This is a genomic window from Shewanella schlegeliana (assembly GCF_016765635.1).
Taxonomy (GTDB): domain Bacteria; phylum Pseudomonadota; class Gammaproteobacteria; order Enterobacterales; family Shewanellaceae; genus Shewanella; species Shewanella schlegeliana.
The window spans coordinates 17,912-36,074 of sequence record NZ_JAESVD010000012.1; the positions used below are offsets into that span (position 1 = coordinate 17,912).

The following is an 18,163-nucleotide window of genomic DNA, read 5'->3' on the forward strand; positions in this document are numbered from 1 at the left end:
CAAGAGGCACACACTTAAGTTTAATCTAGCTCAGTCGCAGTCGTTCTAGGACTACTTATTCTTAAACATATCTCTTAAATTAGCGATATTCGCTCTGCCTGACTGCTGACGCTGCTCTACAGTTTGCACCGGTTTACGGTTCTCCCATATCAGGTCATCTTGGGGCAGCTCCATTAAGAAGCGGCTCGGCTCACAACGTATAGTCTCACCAAATTGGCGTCGCTCGCGGCAGATAATAAACCACAGCTCTTTTTGCGCCCGAGTGATCCCCACATATGCTAATCGGCGTTCCTCATCGACATTATCTTCATCGATACTGCTTTGGTGCGGTAAAATTCGCTCCTCAGCGCCCACCATAAACACATAGGGAAACTCCAGTCCCTTCGAGGCATGTAAGGTCATAAGCTGCACCTGATCGCCGCCCTCATCTTCACTATTACGCTCCATCATGTCACGCAGTGTAAGACGGTTTACCACCTCTGGCAGGGTCATCCCCTCGTCTAACTCATCACCTTCTAACATCTCGGTGACCCAGCGATACAGTTCAGAAATGTTCTTCATCCGCATCTCAGCCGCTTTTGCTGAGGTACTGGTTTCATATAAGTAGTCTTCGTAGTTAATCTTTCTAATTAACTGCTTAACGGCTTCGACTGGATCGCCACGCTCGGCACAGTCACCAGTTTCCACCACAAACCGACCGAATTGATACAGAGTCGACATGGCTGCTGGCGGCAATTCATGATTTAGGTCGGCCTCAAAGATAGCGGCAAACATCGAGATCTGCTTCTTATTGGCAAAATTCCCCAAACGCTCAAGGGTTGCAGGACCAATTCCCCGCTTTGGCAAGTTCACGATGCGCAAGAAAGCATTGTCATCATCGGGATTAACCACTAAGCGCAGATAAGCCATGATATCTTTGATCTCAGCGCGGCCGAAGAACGAAGTACCGCCACTGAGTTTATAAGGGATACGGTTAGTCATCAGCGCCCGTTCGAGTAAACGAGACTGATGGTTACCTCGATACAGAATCGCATAATCGCCATATGAGGTTCTACCCACGAACTTGTGACGGATCATCTCGGCGACGACCCGCTCAGCTTCCTGCTCCTCGTTAGCAGCAATCAGCACTCGAATAGGTTCACCATAGGCAAGCTCACTAAACAAGGTCTTATCGTAAACGTGTGGGTTGTTAGCGATTAGTATGTTAGCCGCACGCAAGATGCGCTGACTCGAGCGATAATTTTGCTCCAGTTTAATCAGTTTTAACTTGGGGAAGTCCTTACCCAAGAGCACCAAGTTTTGTGGCTTCGCCCCACGCCAAGAATAGATAGACTGATCGTCGTCGCCTACCACGGTAAAGCGGGCTCGCTCGCCCACCAACAGTTTCACCATCTCATATTGGCTGGTGTTAGTATCTTGATACTCGTCCACCAGCATATATTGAATCCGCGTCTGCCAACGAGTTCTCACCTCTTCATTCTGCCTAAGCAGCAGGGTGGGCAATAAAATCAGGTCATCGAAGTCCAGCGCATTGTATGCCTTCATATGTTGGGCATAGCGCTGATACAGGAGGGCAAATAACTGCTGCTGCTCATCTTTCGCAATTTTGCGCGCTTGTTCTGGAATAACTAAGTCGCCCTTCCAGTTTGAGATAGTTGTCGCAAGTAATCTCAGCAGATCTTTATCTTCATCTAACTCATCTTGAGTCAGCTCTTTTAATAGCGCTAACGTATCTTGATCATCAAATAACGAGAAGCCAGCTTTTAAGCCAACCACTTTATGCTCACGTTTAATGATCTCCAACCCCAAGGTGTGGAATGTTGAGATCCACAAGCCTCGCGCCTCTTTACGTCCCATAGACTGCGACACACGCTCTTTCATCTCGCGCGCCGCTTTGTTGGTGAAAGTTACCGCAGCAATATTGCGCGCCTTATAGCCGCACTTTTCCACCAGATAAGCGATCTTATTAATAATCACTCTGGTCTTGCCACTGCCTGCGCCTGCGAGTACTAAACAGGGACCACTAACATAGTGGACGGCATCATTTTGTCCGGGATTGAGCTTCATGGATACGTTATAACCAAGGTATTAAGGAAGGCATTAAAACAGGAATGATAGCAGAAAGGCCTTAGCAAGCGGAAAAGTTATCGACAATATCTCCGCCTAAGTAATTAGCGACTTTATTTATCAATAACTAATTCCACTAGCTTATCGATAAAGTACTGAAATTTTTAGCACGCCCTATTGCCAATATCTTAGCCGAACATTAAACTAATGAATGAACGTTCATTCATTTTAGGCTTTATTATGCACAATAAGCACGATCTTATTCTTCGCGCCGCAGAAAAAATTATCGCCGCTGGCGGCATACAAGGCTTGTCTATGCAGCAAGTTGCTAACGAGGCTGGCGTGGCCGCGGGCACCATTTATCGCTACTTCAAAGATAAAAATGAGCTTATCTTAGAGCTCAGAAGAGATGTCTTATCCCAAGTCGCCAACTCCATATTTGCCGATCACGACCAAGGTTCACTCGAGCAGAGATTTAAGCGGATCTGGATGAAAATGCATGACTACGGCAAGCAGCGCTCTCCAACCAATTTAAGCTACGAGCAGTATGCACACCTACCGGAGAGTAATACCGAAGAGATCCGCACTATCGAGATGCAACTCTTTGAGCCGTTACAGCGACTCTTCCAAGAGGGAGTTGAGCAAGGAGTATTTCAACCTCTACATCCTCGCGCCCTGTACTCCATCTCCATGGAACCGTCTATGGCTATGGCACGAGCAATCAGGCGCGGCCTCATAGAATATAATGCAAAAGATATCACACTAGCCTGCGACATATGCTGGCGAGCCATTCTAATCCCAACCCCCCCGACAAACTAAAGGAGTTATCAGGACATGAAAAAGTGGACCCTGGTGATGATCATCATTGCAGTACTGGCCTTCGGCTCAGTCATTGGCTTCAATCTTTTTATTAAAGGAAAAATTGCCGATGCGATTGCCAATATGCCCGAGCCCGTAGCTCCAGTCACAGCTATCGATGTCAAAGAAAGCAAGTGGCAGCCAACCATTAACGCCATTGGTTTTGTCGAGCCTAACCAAGGTGTGACCATTGCAAACGAACTAGCTGGGGTGGTTTCTTCCATTCGTTTTGAGAATGGTATCCCTGTTGAGGCAGGACAAATGTTGGTGGAGCTTGACTCAAAAGTAGAGAAAGCGAACCTTAAGAGTAAACAGGTACAGCTTCCAGCCGCCGAAGCAGACTTTAAACGCCTGAGCAAACTCTACAAGCAAAACTCTATCTCTAAGCAAGATCTTGATAATAGCCAATCTAAGTATTTAGCTTTAATGGCTGACATTGAAAGCTTGAGTGCCACCATAGGTCGCCGTGAGATCAAAGCTCCATTTGCAGGCCTTGTGGGTATTCGTAATGTCAATTTGGGTGAGTATCTACAAACTGGTACCGATATCGTCCGCCTTGAAGATATCAGCACTATGAAGATCCGCTTTACCATTCCCCAGACTCAGCTATCTCGTATCACAACAGGACAAAAGGTTCACGTCTATGTCGACGCCTATCCAACCGAACCTTTTGAAGGCGTTATATCAGCAATCGAACCCGCCGTTTTCCATCAGAGTGGTCTGATCCAGGTGCAAGCTCGGATCCCTAATACCCATGCCAAGCTACGTAGCGGTATGTTTGCTAAGGTCGACATTATGCTGCCTGAGCTAACTCAGCAAGTCGTGCTACCACAAACAGCGATCAGCTTTACCCTTTACGGCGACTCGGTCTATGTGATTGAAGAACAAACCGAAAATGGCGAGCAAGTAAAACGTGTTAAGCAAGTGAACGTGAAAGTACTTGAACGCGACGATATCAATGCATTGGTTAGCGGCGGCATTAAAGCTGGCGACACTATCGTCACCTCGGGCCAAGTTCGCTTAAGTAACAACAGTAAAGTCAAAGTGACTGAGGATGATGCATTAACCCCTCCAGCCACGTTGCCACAGTTGTAAGCGGAGGGTTAGGCAATGCGCTTTACTGATATATTTATACGTAGGCCGGTACTCGCGGCCTCCATTAGTTTTCTGATATTACTGCTCGGCTTCTATGCCCTAAAAAGCATGCAGGTGCGTGAATATCCAGAGATGACCAATACCGTGGTGACGGTGAGCACTAGCTACTACGGTGCCGACTCCAACCTGATCCAGGGCTTTATTACTCAGCCGTTGGAGCAAGCCCTAGCACAAGCCGATAACGTTGACTTTATGACATCGGAAAGCTTTCTAGGCAGCTCTAAAATCAGTGTCTACATGAAGTTAAATACCGACCCTAACGGGGCCTTAGCGGACATTTTGGCTAAGGTTAACTCGGTGCGCTCTCAGCTGCCAAAGGAGGCTGAAGACCCTACCGTTGAGATGTCGACAGGCTCACAAACATCTGCCCTATATATCTCTTTTTATAGTGATCAGATTAACTCAAGCCAGATCACCGACTACTTAGAGCGAGTGGTTAAGCCAGAGCTATTCACTATCGATGGCGTTGCTAAAGTTAACCTCTATGGTGGTATCAAGTACGCCATGCGCATATGGTTAGATCCGGCGCGTATGGGGGCATTTAACCTATCATCAACCGATGTAATGAGCGTACTGCAAGCCAACAACTATCAATCTGCTGTTGGTCAAACTAACAACACCTTTACCCTGCTTAATGGTACTGCCGACACCCAAGTTGCAACCGTTGCAGAGCTAGAGAAATTAGTTATCGGCAGCAAAGATGGCTTAGTGGTGCGTCTAGGGGATATCGCAACGGTCAACCTAGAAAAGAGCCATGATGTATACCGTGCCTTAGCTGATGGACAGGAGGCAGTTGTTGTTGGCCTTGACGTGACACCAACCGCTAACCCACTGATTGTTGCTGCCGATGCACGTGCAATGATGCCTCAGATTGAGCGTAACCTTCCCATCTCAATGAAGGCACGCATTCTGTATGACTCATCGCTAGCTATTGATGAATCGATTAACGAGGTCATTAAGACAATCGCCGAAGCGGCAATAATTGTTATCGTGGTTATCACTCTATTCCTTGGGTCGTTCCGCGCCGTTATTATCCCTATTGTCACCATTCCGCTGTCGTTAGTCGGTGTTGCTATCATCATGCAGATGTTCGGTTTCACCCTTAACCTGATGACACTGCTGGCAATGGTTCTCGCCATCGGTCTAGTGGTGGATGATGCCATCGTGGTGGTGGAAAACGTCGATAGACATATCAAGCTTGGTGAAACGCCATTTAGGGCTGCGATTATCGGTACCCGAGAAATTGCGGTTCCGGTTATCTCAATGACCATTACCTTAGCTGCCGTATATGCCCCTATTGCCTTGATGGGCGGGATCACTGGCTCCTTGTTTAAAGAGTTTGCCCTCACCTTAGCTGGAGCGGTATTTATCTCTGGGATCGTGGCGCTAACGCTGTCACCTATGATGTGCTCTAAAATTCTTAAAGCACACTCTGAGCCTAACCGCTTTGAGCGCGGCGTAGAAAACTTCTTAAACGGTCTAACCAATCGCTACAACCGCATGCTTACTGCCGTACTGGATAAGCGCCCTGTGGTAATCGCCTTTGCCGTTATCGTGTTTGCCTCGCTCCCCGTGATGTTTAGCTTTATTCCATCAGAGCTTGCTCCCAATGAAGACAAGAGCGTGGTAATGATGATGGGTACCGCTCCATCTAGCGCGAACCTAGACTATATCCAAGCTAACATGACGATAGTGACAGATATGATCAGCGCTCAGCCAGAAGCTGCAGCATCGCTGGCCTTCGTTGGTGTTCCAAACGCTAACCAAGCCTTCGGTATCGCACCTCTAGTTCCTTGGAGTGAGCGTGACAAGAGCCAGAAACAGATGCAGGAGTTCTTCGGTAAAGAGGTAAAGAATGTGCCAGGTATGGCGGTTACCACCTTCCAGATGCCTGAACTACCAGGTGCATCCAGCGGACTTCCGATCCAGTTCGTCATCACCAGTTCAAGCTCTTTCGAAAGCCTATTCCAGATAGGTTCCGGCGTACTCGAGAAAGTACAGCAGAGCCCACTCTTTGTTTACTCAGAGGTCAACTTAAAGTTTGACTCAGGTTCGATGAAGATCCATATCAAGCGTGATTTGGCAGGCTCTTACGGCATCACCATGCAAGATATCGGTCTAACACTGACAACAATGATGAGTGATGGCTACGTTAACCGTATCAATTTAGATGGCCGCTCCTATGAGGTGATCCCGCAGGTTGAGCGTAAACTACGCGCTAACCCTGAATCGCTTGCAGGTTACTACCTCACTGCTGCCGATGGCCGCTCTATTCCACTGTCTAGCCTAGTCGATGTTGAGATAGTGTCAGAGCCTCGCTCACTGCCACACTTTAACCAGATGAATGCTATTACCGTCGGTGGTGTTGCAGCGCCAGGTGTTGCTATTGGTGATGCGATTGCCTTCTTAAAGAATATCGGTGATAACGATTTACCTAAAGGTTATAGCTACGATTTCTTAGGTGAAGCTCGTCAGTACGTCACTGAAGGTTCGGCGCTTTATGCCACCTTTGGTTTAGCACTGGCAATCATCTTCCTCGTGTTAGCAAGTCAATTTGAGAGCATTAAGGATCCTCTAGTTATCTTAGTGTCGGTACCGCTTGCCATCAGTGGTGCTTTGGTCGCCTTAGGCTGGACCCATGTTTTCGGCCTCTCATCGATGAATATCTACACACAGGTTGGTCTCATCACCTTAGTGGGTCTTATCACTAAACACGGGATCTTGATGTGTGAGGTAGCCAAAGAGGAGCAGCTGCATAATGGTCTCAGTAAGGCCGATGCCATTAAGCACGCGGCAACCATTCGTCTACGCCCTATTCTAATGACGACCGCGGCGATGATCGCAGGTTTGATCCCGCTACTGTTTGCCGTTGGCGCAGGTGCGGTCGCTCGCTTCAATATTGGCTTAGTCATTGTATCGGGCTTGGCCATAGGTACGGTATTCACACTGTTCGTACTGCCTGTTATCTACACCTACTTGGCAGAAAAGCACGAGCCACTGCCTGTGTTTGATGAAACATTAAATACTCAAGAGCAACCAACTTCCCACGCTTAAACTTTAACCCAACCAAAAAGCCTGCAGTTATGCAGGCTTTTTTATTGCATTATCTCGTTTAAAAATAGGTTATCGCCAACCGCACTTAACGGTGATTATTTTGGCAATATCGATTGCCTCAGGTACAATCAGGCCATAAGTAACGGAACGGATACTGACCATGATTAACCCGAAGAAAATTGAAGAAGTAGCTAAGCAGTTAAGCGAGAATCTTCCTGGTGGACTAAAGCAATTTGCCGGTGAATTTGAAGAACGCAGCAAGCAAATTTTGCAAAATCAGCTACAAAAGCTCGACGTCATATCTCGTGAAGAATTTGAGGTTCAGCAGCATGTACTACTCAAGACTCGAGAGAAGCTTGAAAAATTACAAGCACAAGTCGATGCGCTTGAAGCCAAACTAAACGCAGCAGACTAAGCTAAAATAAACTTGAAATAAAAGCTGAAGCTGCGGGCGATGTGCTCATTCAGCCCAAAGACAGAAAAGAGCATCTTTAAGATGCTCTTTTTTATTGACGACTTTTCATTAATGAGTGAATTAAGTTTAATTTACACTTCATGCAAGTACTCTAGTATAGCCCCGCGCTGACAGGTAACCTTGCCAAAGCCATTAGCTTGTAAATAGTCCTTAGTTTGCAAAGAGCTAGATATTAATGACCTTCGCCATTCACCCACTGTTTTGAGGCCGACTTTGAACACATACACTTTCCCACCTCATCACACAAAAAGAGCTCTGCTCGCGGCGTGGTGCCTATTGCTTACAATTCCCGCCATCATCTACCTTGGCTCGATAACCCTATTTCCAACTATCGCCTTAGACTCAAACTTGGCTCAGGCGCTATATTGGCTTACCAGTACAGGAACCGCACCCTATGGTATCGCTACTGGGATATTAATTCTCATCGTCTGCTATCGCAGATTAACCAAGCAGCAATTTATGCAGTTAGTGCTCGCCGTCTCCATCAGCATGGCTGCCACCCTAAGCCTTAATCACTTTCTTAAACCCTATTTTGCAGAGCCACGCCCTAACGCCACGCTATTAGAGCAAGAGTACCTACTCAATACCCAAGACTTCTACCAGCAGAGCAAGGCTGATAAGCGTGAACAGCTCGGCAGGGCCATTAATCAGTTAGAGGTTGCCAGACCCGACTTAAGCCTAAGCCCACAGATCAAACGTCACTGGCAACACGAAGTTGGCTACGCTTTTCCATCTGGCCATACCCTTTTTGCCGTCACCTTGGCATTAGCCGTTAGCTTCTACTTACTATTAGCAGGTCAAGTCATCTTGCCAATCCTGTTAATGGGCTGGGCCATCACCATGGGCTTTAGCCGAATGTTGCTGGGTATGCATTGGCCACAAGATGTATTAGCGTCAACAGCAATTGGTGGCAGCATCGCCTTTAGCAGTATCTACCTGACGCAAGCGCTATGGCCAACTATCGATAACCTGTTTATCTCTCGACTTAAAACAGCCTGAGAAGTCGATAAAATAGACCCTACTTCTGAGTAGGGTTTATTAAGCACCTCACTTGCGCTTGATATCAATTACGGTATTCTGCCTGCAAAGAAACCGATATCTTGAAGAGAAGCATGGCTGAACTGCAATTAGACAAAATCGATCTGCATATCCTCAAACTGATGCAGCAACATGGCAAACTGTCCAACCAAGAGCTTGCCGAAAAAGTAGGACTATCTCCCTCTCCCTGCTCCAGACGAGTAAAGTCACTGGAAGAGGCGGGCTATATTGCAGGCTATGCCACCCTGCTCAGCGCCGAGCATTTCGATCTTGCACTTACAGCCTATATCCAGGTCAGGTTAGAGAAACACTCGACCGATATTCTGGATGCATTTGAAACTAAAGTAAGTAGCTACGATGAGGTGCAGGAGTGCTGCCTACTCACGGGTAGTGACGCCGATTACCAACTCAAGGTGCTTGTCAGAGACATGAAACACTTCAAGGTCTTTCTACTCGATAAGCTGACTACCAACGATCATATTGCAGGTGTGCGTTCCAGCTTCGTACTGAAACAAGTTAAAAGCCAAACCAGTATTCCACTACCAATTTAACACTCTTTTTTATTTAGCATTCACTTAACTAGGGTTTCTTTCAATCAAGCCTGCATCGAGCGGCATAACATGCCGCTCACTTCTCCCTATTTGACCATAGCGTCTATAATCTGTGCATTCAGTCGCATTTTTGGTTTTTATCAGTAAATGATTTTATTGCGCATAGCCATTGATAAAAACAACCTTACGCGAAAAAGTATCGCCATTAATATCAAAAACAACAAAACAACTCAAAATACCCTCAGCTTTAAAAATAAAATATCAACAAAACAGAATTAAGCGCGAGATTAAGGCGTTGACGCAGTATTTTAAAGCACTAATATGCGCGCTCTTAATTAGCAAAGCAGTACAGAAAGAGAGCTCAAATGAGTACAGTAAAAAACGGGCACTTCAGCTCTAGAATTGGCTTTATTATGGCGGCAGCGGGCTCAGCTGTCGGCGTCGGTAATATCTGGGGATTCCCCACTCAAGCAGCCACTCACGGCGGCGGTGCTTTTCTACTTGTGTACCTATTTTTAATCTTAGTACTTGGCTACCCTATGCTACTCGCAGAGCTAATGATTGGTCGCCATGGGCAAACAAACCCTGCCGATGCCATGGCCAAAGTTGCGACTAAGCCACTTGCCAAGAAGATAGGTAAGGCGATCGGCTTCATCTCCATCATTACCGCCACTTTAATCTGCACTTTCTACAGTATTTTATCGGGGTGGTTTGTCAGCTTTGCCATCGCCCCCGTTGCCGAGTTAACAGGTCAAACAGAGACCGCCTCTTGGTTGATGGAGTTCTCGCTATCTCGTAATCTTGTGTTCACCCTTATCTTTATCGCCATGGTGATACTTGTGATCCGTCAAGGCGTACAGAAAGGTATTGAACGTTGGTCAAAGCGTTTAATGCCAATGTTGCTGCTGATCTTAGTGGCTGGTGTAGCGTACATCTTGACTCAACCGGGAGCGATGCAAGGGCTAGAAGTATTGTTAGTGCCCGACTTTTCACGGGTGTTCGAAGCGGATGTATTGATTGGTGCCCTAGGGCAAACCTTCTTCTCTTTAACCATTGGCACCGCAGCCATGATGGTTTACGGCGCCTATTTGAGCCAGAAAGAGGACTTGAGTAAACTGACAGCCTACGTCACTTTGACCGATACCAGTGTGGCGTTTTTAGCTGCACTTATGGTGCTACCAGCCATGTATGTGGCACAGCACAACGGCGTACAGATTTTTGCTGAAGATGGCAGCTTATTAAACTCAGACACCTTAGTGTTCACCGTACTGCCAGCGCTATTCGATACCATCGGCGGCATAAGCCAATACCTATTAGCCATCACTTTCTTCATCTTGATGACCATTGCAGGCTTAACCTCAGCCATCTCGATTGTTGAAGTGCCCACCAGCTACTTAGTGGAGAAGACCAGTCTGAACCGTGACAAAGCGACTCTACTTGTTGGTAGCGTCATTGCGACTCTGTCGATGGTGGTTGTGTTTAACTTCGATATGCTATTTGGCTTTATGATCACCATGACCACTGAGCGAGCTCAACCGCTTATCGCACTGGGGATCGCCATCTATTTAGGTTGGATCTGGAATCGAAATCAGCTTATTAGTGCTATTGCCGCACAAGATAATGTTAATACAGACAGCCTATTTTGGAAGCTATGGCCTTGGTATGTGAAATATGTCTGCCCAGTGCTGATTATCATGATCATTATGCAGCTAATTAGCTAACCATACTGACCTTATCAGAGGCGATAATTTAGCCCCTTTTCCACTCTCCAGCATACACCTTACCCTCCCCTTCATCACAGTCAGTTCGACAGCTATCGCTATCATTCCCATGACAAATAGTGAGGCGAATCACATCGACCTGTGACCCTTTGTCGCACCTTGGTACAAATTGGTTTATCGGTCGCTGAAAGCTCTGTAAAACAGCCATAAAAATAAATAACGATAAGCGATACCATGATGAACAAGAAAAGCATATTGACTATTCCGGTGGTCACTTTAGGGCTGATTTCCGCCCCAACTTTCGCCGAAACCGATCAAAAAAAGAGTGATTCAGAGCCAGTGGAGCGCATTATTGTCACTGGCGAGCTGATGAAAGATCCAACTAAGACCTATACCGATCCCAAAAAACCACGCCTGCCACTGCCTGCCTATGATGGCGCTGGATTTCTTAAAACCATTCCCGGTTTTAGTATCGGCAGAAAAGGCGGCGCTGGTGGCGACCCAAGCCTGCGTGGCCTAGGTGGCTCACGTTTAAGTATTGTCGATGATGGCCAACATGTTTACGGTACATGCGGTGGCCGCATGGACCCACCAACAGCCTATATCTATCCAGAAGCCTATGACAATATCACCGTCATCAAAGGCCCACAAACCGTTAAATATGGCCCAGTGGGTAGCGCTGGAACCGTATTATTCGAGAAAGATCGTCACAATTTTGATGAGCCTGGCTTAGATGGACGTGCCAGCATGACGGCAGGGAGCTTTGGCCGCAAAGATTACCTAGTCGAGCTAAAAGCCGGTGACGAAAAGCATTACTTCGATATGGACGTCAATCAATCACAAAGCGATCATTATAAAGACGGTAGCGGTAATAAGGTGCAGTCGAGCTACGACCGCTCAAACTATAACTTTGCACTAGGTTGGACCCCCTCAGAGCAGACCGTACTTGAGCTAGCCTATGGTAGCTCATCAGGTGAAGCCGAGTACGCCGACCGCGCCAATAAAGCCCGTGAGATCAGCAATGAAAATCTCACCTTCCTGCTGCAACATGAGTTTGATAGTGAGTGGTTAAATAGCATCGAACTGCAGGCCTACACCAATGAAAACGACCATATAATGGATCAATTCGACCAAGGCATTAATTCAGGAACCAACGTCAGACGTGGCACTCAGGGTGGCCACCTATGGGCCGACTTTACCTTAGCCACAGACTGGACCTTAACAGCGGGGGCTGACTATATGGACAGCCTGCACAAAGGTCGCAGTATCAACCCAGCCGTCGATAATGGTTTAGACGACCTACTCAACAAGCCATTTAAAGACAACATGCGCTATCAGGCTACAGGGCTTTTCCTCGAATCTGCATACAAGATAGGCGCAGGTGAGCTTCTTGCCGGCGTACGTTACGACCACTGGAAAACAGAGCTGATGGTCGGTCAGAAAGGAGAGCGCAGCGACGATCTATTCAGCGGTTACGGTCGCTACGAATTATCGACAGGTAATAGCCAATACTACGCTGGTGTCGGTCATGCCCAGCGTATGCCTGACTACTGGGAGATCATGAAGTCAGATATTAATAATCCAAGCCAAAAAGCATTTGATCTTGCACCAGAAAAAACTACCCAGCTGGATATAGGTTGGATCTATGAAGCCGATGTTGCCATCTCGACCTCGCTATTTTACGGAGAGATCCGCGACTACATCTTAATCGATGCCAACACTAAGTCTACTTCAGCTTACAACATCGACGCGACCGTCTACGGCGGCGAAATTGCGGCAACGATTCCTTTAACCGAACACTTCTCAAGCCAGACCAGCGTCAGCTATAGCCATGGTGACAATGACACAGCTGGAACACCATTAGGCCAAATTCCGCCACTAGAGGGACGCATTACCTTAGATTACCAATACAACCAGTGGGCAGCTGGCCTACTTTGGCGTTTGGTTGCCGCTCAAGATAGAGTCGCCATTGGCGAAGGTAATATCTCTGGCCAAGACTTAGCACCAAGCAGTGGTTTCGGTACCTTGGCATTTAACGCAAGCTGGCAACACAATGAAGCGCTATTGGTCAGCTTCGGTGTAGAGAACCTATTTGATATCACCTATGCCGAGCACATCAGCCGCTCAGGTGCAGGCAACGATATTCCAGGTAGCTCACCTATGTTCCAAGTTAATGAGCCAGGTCGCACCGCATGGGTTAAAGTGGATTACACCTTTTAACTTCCCCCCATAAACAAAAAAGCCGCTCAATGAGCGGCTTTTTTATGGGCATCGATGGCTAAACCAATACCTCTTCTAATGCTTTAAGACACAGGGCGACATTTTCACGCCTTGCCCCATACCCCATCAAACCGATACGCCAAGCTTTACCCGCGAGTGCGCCAAGACCTGCACCTATCTCTAGATTATAGTTTTCCAGCAACTGCTTTCTAATCTTAGCGTCATCGATCCCCTCTGGGATATAAACGGCATTCAACTGAGGTAAACGACACGCTTCAGCCACCACAAATTTAAGCCCTAAACGCTGCAAGCCATGACGCAGCACTTGGTGCATATCGGCATGACGCTGCCAAGCAAGCTCTAGGCCTTCGGCGGCTAATAAACGCAGTGACTCATGCAGTGCGTAAAGTGCATTTACCGGCGCGGTATGATGATAGCTACGCTTACCATCACTAGCTGCATCCCAATAACCCATAACTAAGGTTTGATCGAGGAACCAGCTTTGTACTGGTGTCTTACGCGCCTTTAGTTTGGCAACCGCAGCAGGTGAAAATGACACAGGAGATAAGCCCGGTACACAAGATAAGCACTTCTGGCTACCCGAATAAATAGCATCGATGCCCCACTCGTCAACCAGTAACTCGACGCCGCCTAAAGAGGTGACCGCATCGACTATTGATAAACAATCATATTGCTTAGCCAGAGCACACAAAGCCTTAGCATCTGACAAGGCGCCTGTAGAGGTCTCGGCATGAACAAAGGCTAAGAACTTAGCATCGGGATTTGCCGCTAACGCACTGGCAACCGCATCGGTATCGACCGCTTCGCCCCACAGATTATCAACGACCACAGCAACGCCGCCAACACGCTCAACGTTCTGGCGCATACGCTCACCAAACACGCCGTTGCGGCACACAATCACTTTTTCACCCGGCTCAACGAGGTTCACAAAGCAAGTTTCCATACCGGCACTGCCTGGGGCAGAAACCGCCATGGTCATCTCATTCTTAGTCTGAAATGCATATTGGATTAAGGCCTTAAGCTCATCCATCATCTCAACAAATAGCGGGTCTAGGTGGCCTATGGTTGGCTTAGATTGTGCAGCAAGCACTTCTGGATAAACATCGGAAGGACCGGGGCCCATCAAGGTTCGACGTGGCGGGCTAAAAGGCTCAATAAAGGGTGCGGGTAACATGATATTTCCTCTAAAACTGGTCGCTTGGTATTAGGTTTTAATTCGACTGCCGCCATACTGCTATAACGAAAAATATCATCAAGCCCCTACGTGTTAGTCAGTCTATCGCAAAATATTATTTTTATTGTTCTATCTATGGTTTAAGTTAGCCTAAGAGTATAAAAAACCAACTTCAGGCCATACTACAAAAAAAGCTCCGAGACTATCAACTAGGTAGCTGATAAATCTTGTATCAGCTTTTAATAGCAATCGGCATAATCCCCATAAAAAAGGCAGCATCGAAAACCTCTGCTGCCCCCTTTAATTCTGCTAACTCTATCTCATCTACTCACTACGGTTATCTAAAAACAGCTGATAAGCGGGACTATCCGTCTCCTCTTGATAGACAAATCCCAACTCAGTTAAAAACTGTTTAAAGGCCAAGTTATCACTTTCTGGCACCTCAAATCCCGCTAACACTCGACCATAAGCCGCGCCATGATTACGGTAATGGAACAAGCTGATATTCCATTTACTCTGCAAGGTGGTTAAAAACTTAAACAGTGCACCAGGATGCTCCGGGAATTCAAAGCTAAACAAACGCTCCTCTATCGGCTCTGGTGGCTGCCCACCGACCATATAGCGCACATGTAGCTTAGCGGTTTCATCATTAGACAAGTCTTGCACCCCAAAGCCTTCAGACTCAAGCCTTGCAATAATCTCATCAAGCTCACTTTGTCCCTGTGTGAGTCGAATTCCCGCAAACACCACCGCTTTATCGCGGCTACTAAAACGGTAGTTAAATTCGGTCATCGCACGCTTATCTAACAGCTCACAAAAACGCAGAAATACACCGGGGCGCTCTGGTACTTTCACCGCTAAAATCGCTTCTTTCTGCTCACCGAGTTCACAACGCTCAGACACATAACGTAGGCTATGAAAGTTCACGTTAGCCCCACTCAAGATAGCGGCGACCTTCTCACCTTTACCGCTACTGCCGATATACTTTTTCAGGCCAGCTAGCGACAGTGCCCCCGATGGCTCGGCAATGGCACGCGTATCTTCGAAGATATCTTTCACCGCCGCGCAGATCTCATCAGAGCTCACTGTGATGACATCATCGACATATTCACGGGCTAACCTAAACGGCTCAGCGCCAATCTGCTTAACGGCGACACCATCGGCAAACAGCCCAACCTGTGGCAAAACCACCCGCTCATCGGCCTCTAGCGCAGCCTTTAAACAGGCGGAATCCTCCGGCTCAACACCGATAATCTTCACCTGCGGCATCACCGCCTTATAGTAAGCGGCAACCCCAGCAATCAAACCGCCGCCACCCACAGGTACAAAGACCACTTCAAGATCGCGCTGTTGCTGCAACATCTCTTGCGCCACCGTGCCTTGACCGGCAATCACCGCCTCATCATCGAAAGGGGCTACATAGACTCGGCCTTCGTCGCGCGCTAGGCTTTGCGCATGAGCATTGGCCTGATCGAAGGCTTGCCCATACAGCACCACCTCACCACCTAAGCGCCGAACTGCATCGACCTTAATATCTGGCGTTGTTTCAGGCATCACGATAACCGCGCTGATCCCACGAGCCGAGGCCGACATAGCCACCCCTTGGGCGTGATTTCCCGCCGAGGCGCATACCACGCCACACTCGCACTCCTCCTTACTTAGCTCGGCAATTTTATTGTAAGCACCGCGCAGCTTGAAAGAGTGCACTGGCTGCATATCCTCCCGCTTTAAAAATACCTGACAGCCCAAGCGTGCCGACAGCTTATTAAGGCTCGACAACGGCGTGACTTTAGCCACATCATAAACCGATGACAGCAAGGTTTTTTGCAGATAATAATGGGCCAAATCCAGTTGTGATTGTGATGCTAGAGCCAACATAAACTACCTCTTAATCCCGTTAAATCGCTTAAACTAGCTTGCTAGTATCACGTACCGCGCCTTTATCGGCGCTCGTTGCCAATAGTGCATAGGCTTTAAGTGCCATCGATACTTGTCTTACGCGGCCTAGCGGCTTCCACGCATCCTTGCCAAGGGCTTCCATCGCAGTACGACGAGCCGCCAATTCAACATCACTAATTGCCAACTTGATTGAGCGCGCAGGGATATCGATTTCGATACGATCGCCCGTTTGCACTAAGCCGATAGTGCCACCTGCAGCCGCTTCTGGCGAAACATGGCCAATCGATAAACCTGAAGTACCACCTGAGAATCGACCATCGGTGATCAGTGCACATTGAGTGCCTAGACCACGTGATTTTAAGTAACTGGTTGGATAGAGCATCTCTTGCATGCCGGGGCCACCTTTAGGGCCTTCGTAGCGAATAACCACCACATCGCCAGCGACCACTTCGCCTCCTAAGATCCCTGCCACCGCATCATCTTGGCTCTCATACACACGTGCGCTACCAATAAAGGTGTGGTTTTCAACTTCAACACCTGCCGTTTTAACGATACAACCATCAACAGCGACATTGCCCGATAGCACAGCAAGCCCACCCTCTTGGCTAAAGGCAAACTCACGACTGCGAATGCAGCCCTCTTTACGGTCATCATCGACGCTATCCCAGCGGCAATCCTGGCTAAAGGCTTTGGTCGTTGGAATGCCTGCAGGCCCCGCCGAGAAGAACTTGTGCACCGCGACATCATCACTCTGCACGATATCGAATCTGGCGAGCACATCGGCAAGATTGCTCCCCGCGACATGGTACACATCGTTATGCAGCAAGTTGGCGCGGTCTAACTCACCCAAGATCCCCATCACGCCACCAGCGCGATGGACATCTTCCATATGGTATTTAGGGGTGGATGGCGCCACCTTACAAAGATGTGGCACAAGGCGTGATAATCGGTCGATATCATCCATGGTGAAGTCAACTTCAGCCTCTTGAGCTGCGGCAAGCAGATGCAGCACGGTATTACTCGAACCGCCCATGGCGATATCCAGCGTCATGGCGTTCTCAAATGCCTTAAAGTTCGCGATGTTACGCGGCAGTGCTGACTCGTCATCATGTTGGTAATAGCGGGTGGCTAGGTCCATGATGCGGCGGCCTGCTTCGAGGAAGAGTTCGCGGCGATCGGCGTGGGTGGCAAGCATTGAGCCATTACCCGGCAGTGATAGACCTAGCGCTTCGGTTAGGCAGTTCATCGAGTTAGCGGTAAACATGCCAGAGCATGAACCACAAGTCGGACAGGCGCTACGCTCAATCTGCTCACTATCGGCGTCAGATACGCGTTCATCGGCCCCAGCCACCATGGCATCGACTAAGTCCAACTTAATCAACTTGTCTGAAAGCTTAGTCTTACCCGCTTCCATCGGGCCGCCAGAGACAAATATCACTGGGATATTCAGTCGCAAGGATGCCATCAGCATGCCGGGGGTGATCTTGTCACAGTTAGAGATACACACTAATGCATCAGCGCAGTGGGCATTAACCATATACTCCACGCTATCGGCAATCAGCTCGCGAGATGGCAGACTGTAAAGCATCCCGCCGTGCCCCATGGCGATCCCGTCATCCACTGCGATGGTATTAAATTCTTTGGCAATGCCGCCCGCCTCTTCAATCGCCCCAGCAACCAAAGATCCCATATCTTTCAGGTGCACGTGACCTGGCACAAACTGCGTAAATGAGTTGGCGATAGCAATGATCGGCTTACCGAAGTCGTTATCCTTCACACCCGTAGCACGCCAGAGTGCACGCGCTCCCGCCATGTTACGGCCTTCGGTACTGGTTGCTGAACGTAGTTTTGGCATTGCTTTATCCTTTGTTTAAAAGAAGGTTCTAGGCTTGAGTACTAGAGGTTCTAGGCTTGAGTACTAGAGGTTCTA

The 18,163-nt window shown here is 48.1% G+C and carries 12 protein-coding genes; 8 read left to right on the forward strand and 4 right to left on the reverse strand.

Annotated features, from left to right (window positions below; all coding sequences use genetic code 11):
- Window positions 1-51 precede the first annotated feature (51 nt).
- Entirely contained in the window at window positions 52-2,067 is a 2,016-nt protein-coding gene (rep, locus tag JMA39_RS17730; RefSeq protein WP_202723214.1) for a DNA helicase Rep, read from the reverse strand.
- A 240-nt stretch (window positions 2,068-2,307) separates the two neighbouring features.
- Here rep and JMA39_RS17735 point away from each other — a divergent pair, with 240 nt between their 5' ends.
- The 8 genes from JMA39_RS17735 to JMA39_RS17770 all read left to right on the forward strand — a co-directional run bounded on the left by JMA39_RS17735 (window position 2,308) and on the right by JMA39_RS17770 (window position 13,139).
- Entirely contained in the window at window positions 2,308-2,886 is a 579-nt protein-coding gene (locus JMA39_RS17735; protein ID WP_237732901.1) for a TetR/AcrR family transcriptional regulator, read from the forward strand.
- 15 nt (window positions 2,887-2,901) lie between these two features.
- Window positions 2,902-4,020, forward strand: a complete 1,119-nt coding sequence (locus JMA39_RS17740) for an efflux RND transporter periplasmic adaptor subunit (protein ID WP_202723216.1) — start codon at window positions 2,902-2,904, stop codon at window positions 4,018-4,020.
- Window positions 4,021-4,035: 15 nt separating this feature from the next.
- On the forward strand, window positions 4,036-7,134 hold the full coding sequence (locus JMA39_RS17745; protein WP_202723217.1) for a multidrug efflux RND transporter permease subunit: 3,099 nt from the start codon (window positions 4,036-4,038) through the stop codon (window positions 7,132-7,134).
- A gap of 160 nt (window positions 7,135-7,294) precedes the next feature.
- Window positions 7,295-7,549: a ubiquinone biosynthesis accessory factor UbiK gene (gene ubiK / locus JMA39_RS17750; protein WP_202723218.1), complete on the forward strand. Its 255-nt coding sequence runs from the start codon at window positions 7,295-7,297 to the stop codon at window positions 7,547-7,549.
- Between the two features lie 336 nt (window positions 7,550-7,885).
- Window positions 7,886-8,608, forward strand: a complete 723-nt coding sequence (locus JMA39_RS17755) for a phosphatase PAP2 family protein (protein WP_237732902.1) — start codon at window positions 7,886-7,888, stop codon at window positions 8,606-8,608.
- 113 nt (window positions 8,609-8,721) lie between these two features.
- On the forward strand, window positions 8,722-9,198 hold the full coding sequence (locus JMA39_RS17760; RefSeq protein ID WP_202723219.1) for an Lrp/AsnC family transcriptional regulator: 477 nt from the start codon (window positions 8,722-8,724) through the stop codon (window positions 9,196-9,198).
- A 365-nt stretch (window positions 9,199-9,563) separates the two neighbouring features.
- A complete protein-coding gene (locus tag JMA39_RS17765) occupies window positions 9,564-10,919 on the forward strand; it encodes a sodium-dependent transporter (RefSeq protein WP_202723220.1) in 1,356 nt (451 codons plus the stop codon).
- A 234-nt stretch (window positions 10,920-11,153) separates the two neighbouring features.
- A complete protein-coding gene (locus JMA39_RS17770) occupies window positions 11,154-13,139 on the forward strand; it encodes a TonB-dependent copper receptor (protein ID WP_202723221.1) in 1,986 nt (661 codons plus the stop codon).
- 58 nt (window positions 13,140-13,197) lie between these two features.
- On the opposite strand, the gene JMA39_RS17775 is transcribed toward JMA39_RS17770, so the two are convergent.
- The 3 genes from JMA39_RS17775 to ilvD form a co-directional block, all read right to left on the reverse strand.
- Window positions 13,198-14,334, reverse strand: coding sequence for a pyridoxal-phosphate-dependent aminotransferase family protein (locus JMA39_RS17775; protein ID WP_202723222.1), 1,137 nt, complete (start codon window positions 14,332-14,334; stop codon window positions 13,198-13,200).
- Between the two features lie 324 nt (window positions 14,335-14,658).
- Window positions 14,659-16,212, reverse strand: coding sequence for a threonine ammonia-lyase, biosynthetic (gene ilvA / locus JMA39_RS17780; protein WP_202723223.1), 1,554 nt, complete (start codon window positions 16,210-16,212; stop codon window positions 14,659-14,661).
- Between the two features lie 28 nt (window positions 16,213-16,240).
- Window positions 16,241-18,088 carry a dihydroxy-acid dehydratase gene (gene ilvD / locus JMA39_RS17785; protein ID WP_202723224.1) on the reverse strand — a complete coding sequence of 616 codons (1,848 nt, stop codon included), beginning with the start codon at window positions 18,086-18,088 and terminating at the stop codon, window positions 16,241-16,243.
- Window positions 18,089-18,163: the final 75 nt, after the last annotated feature.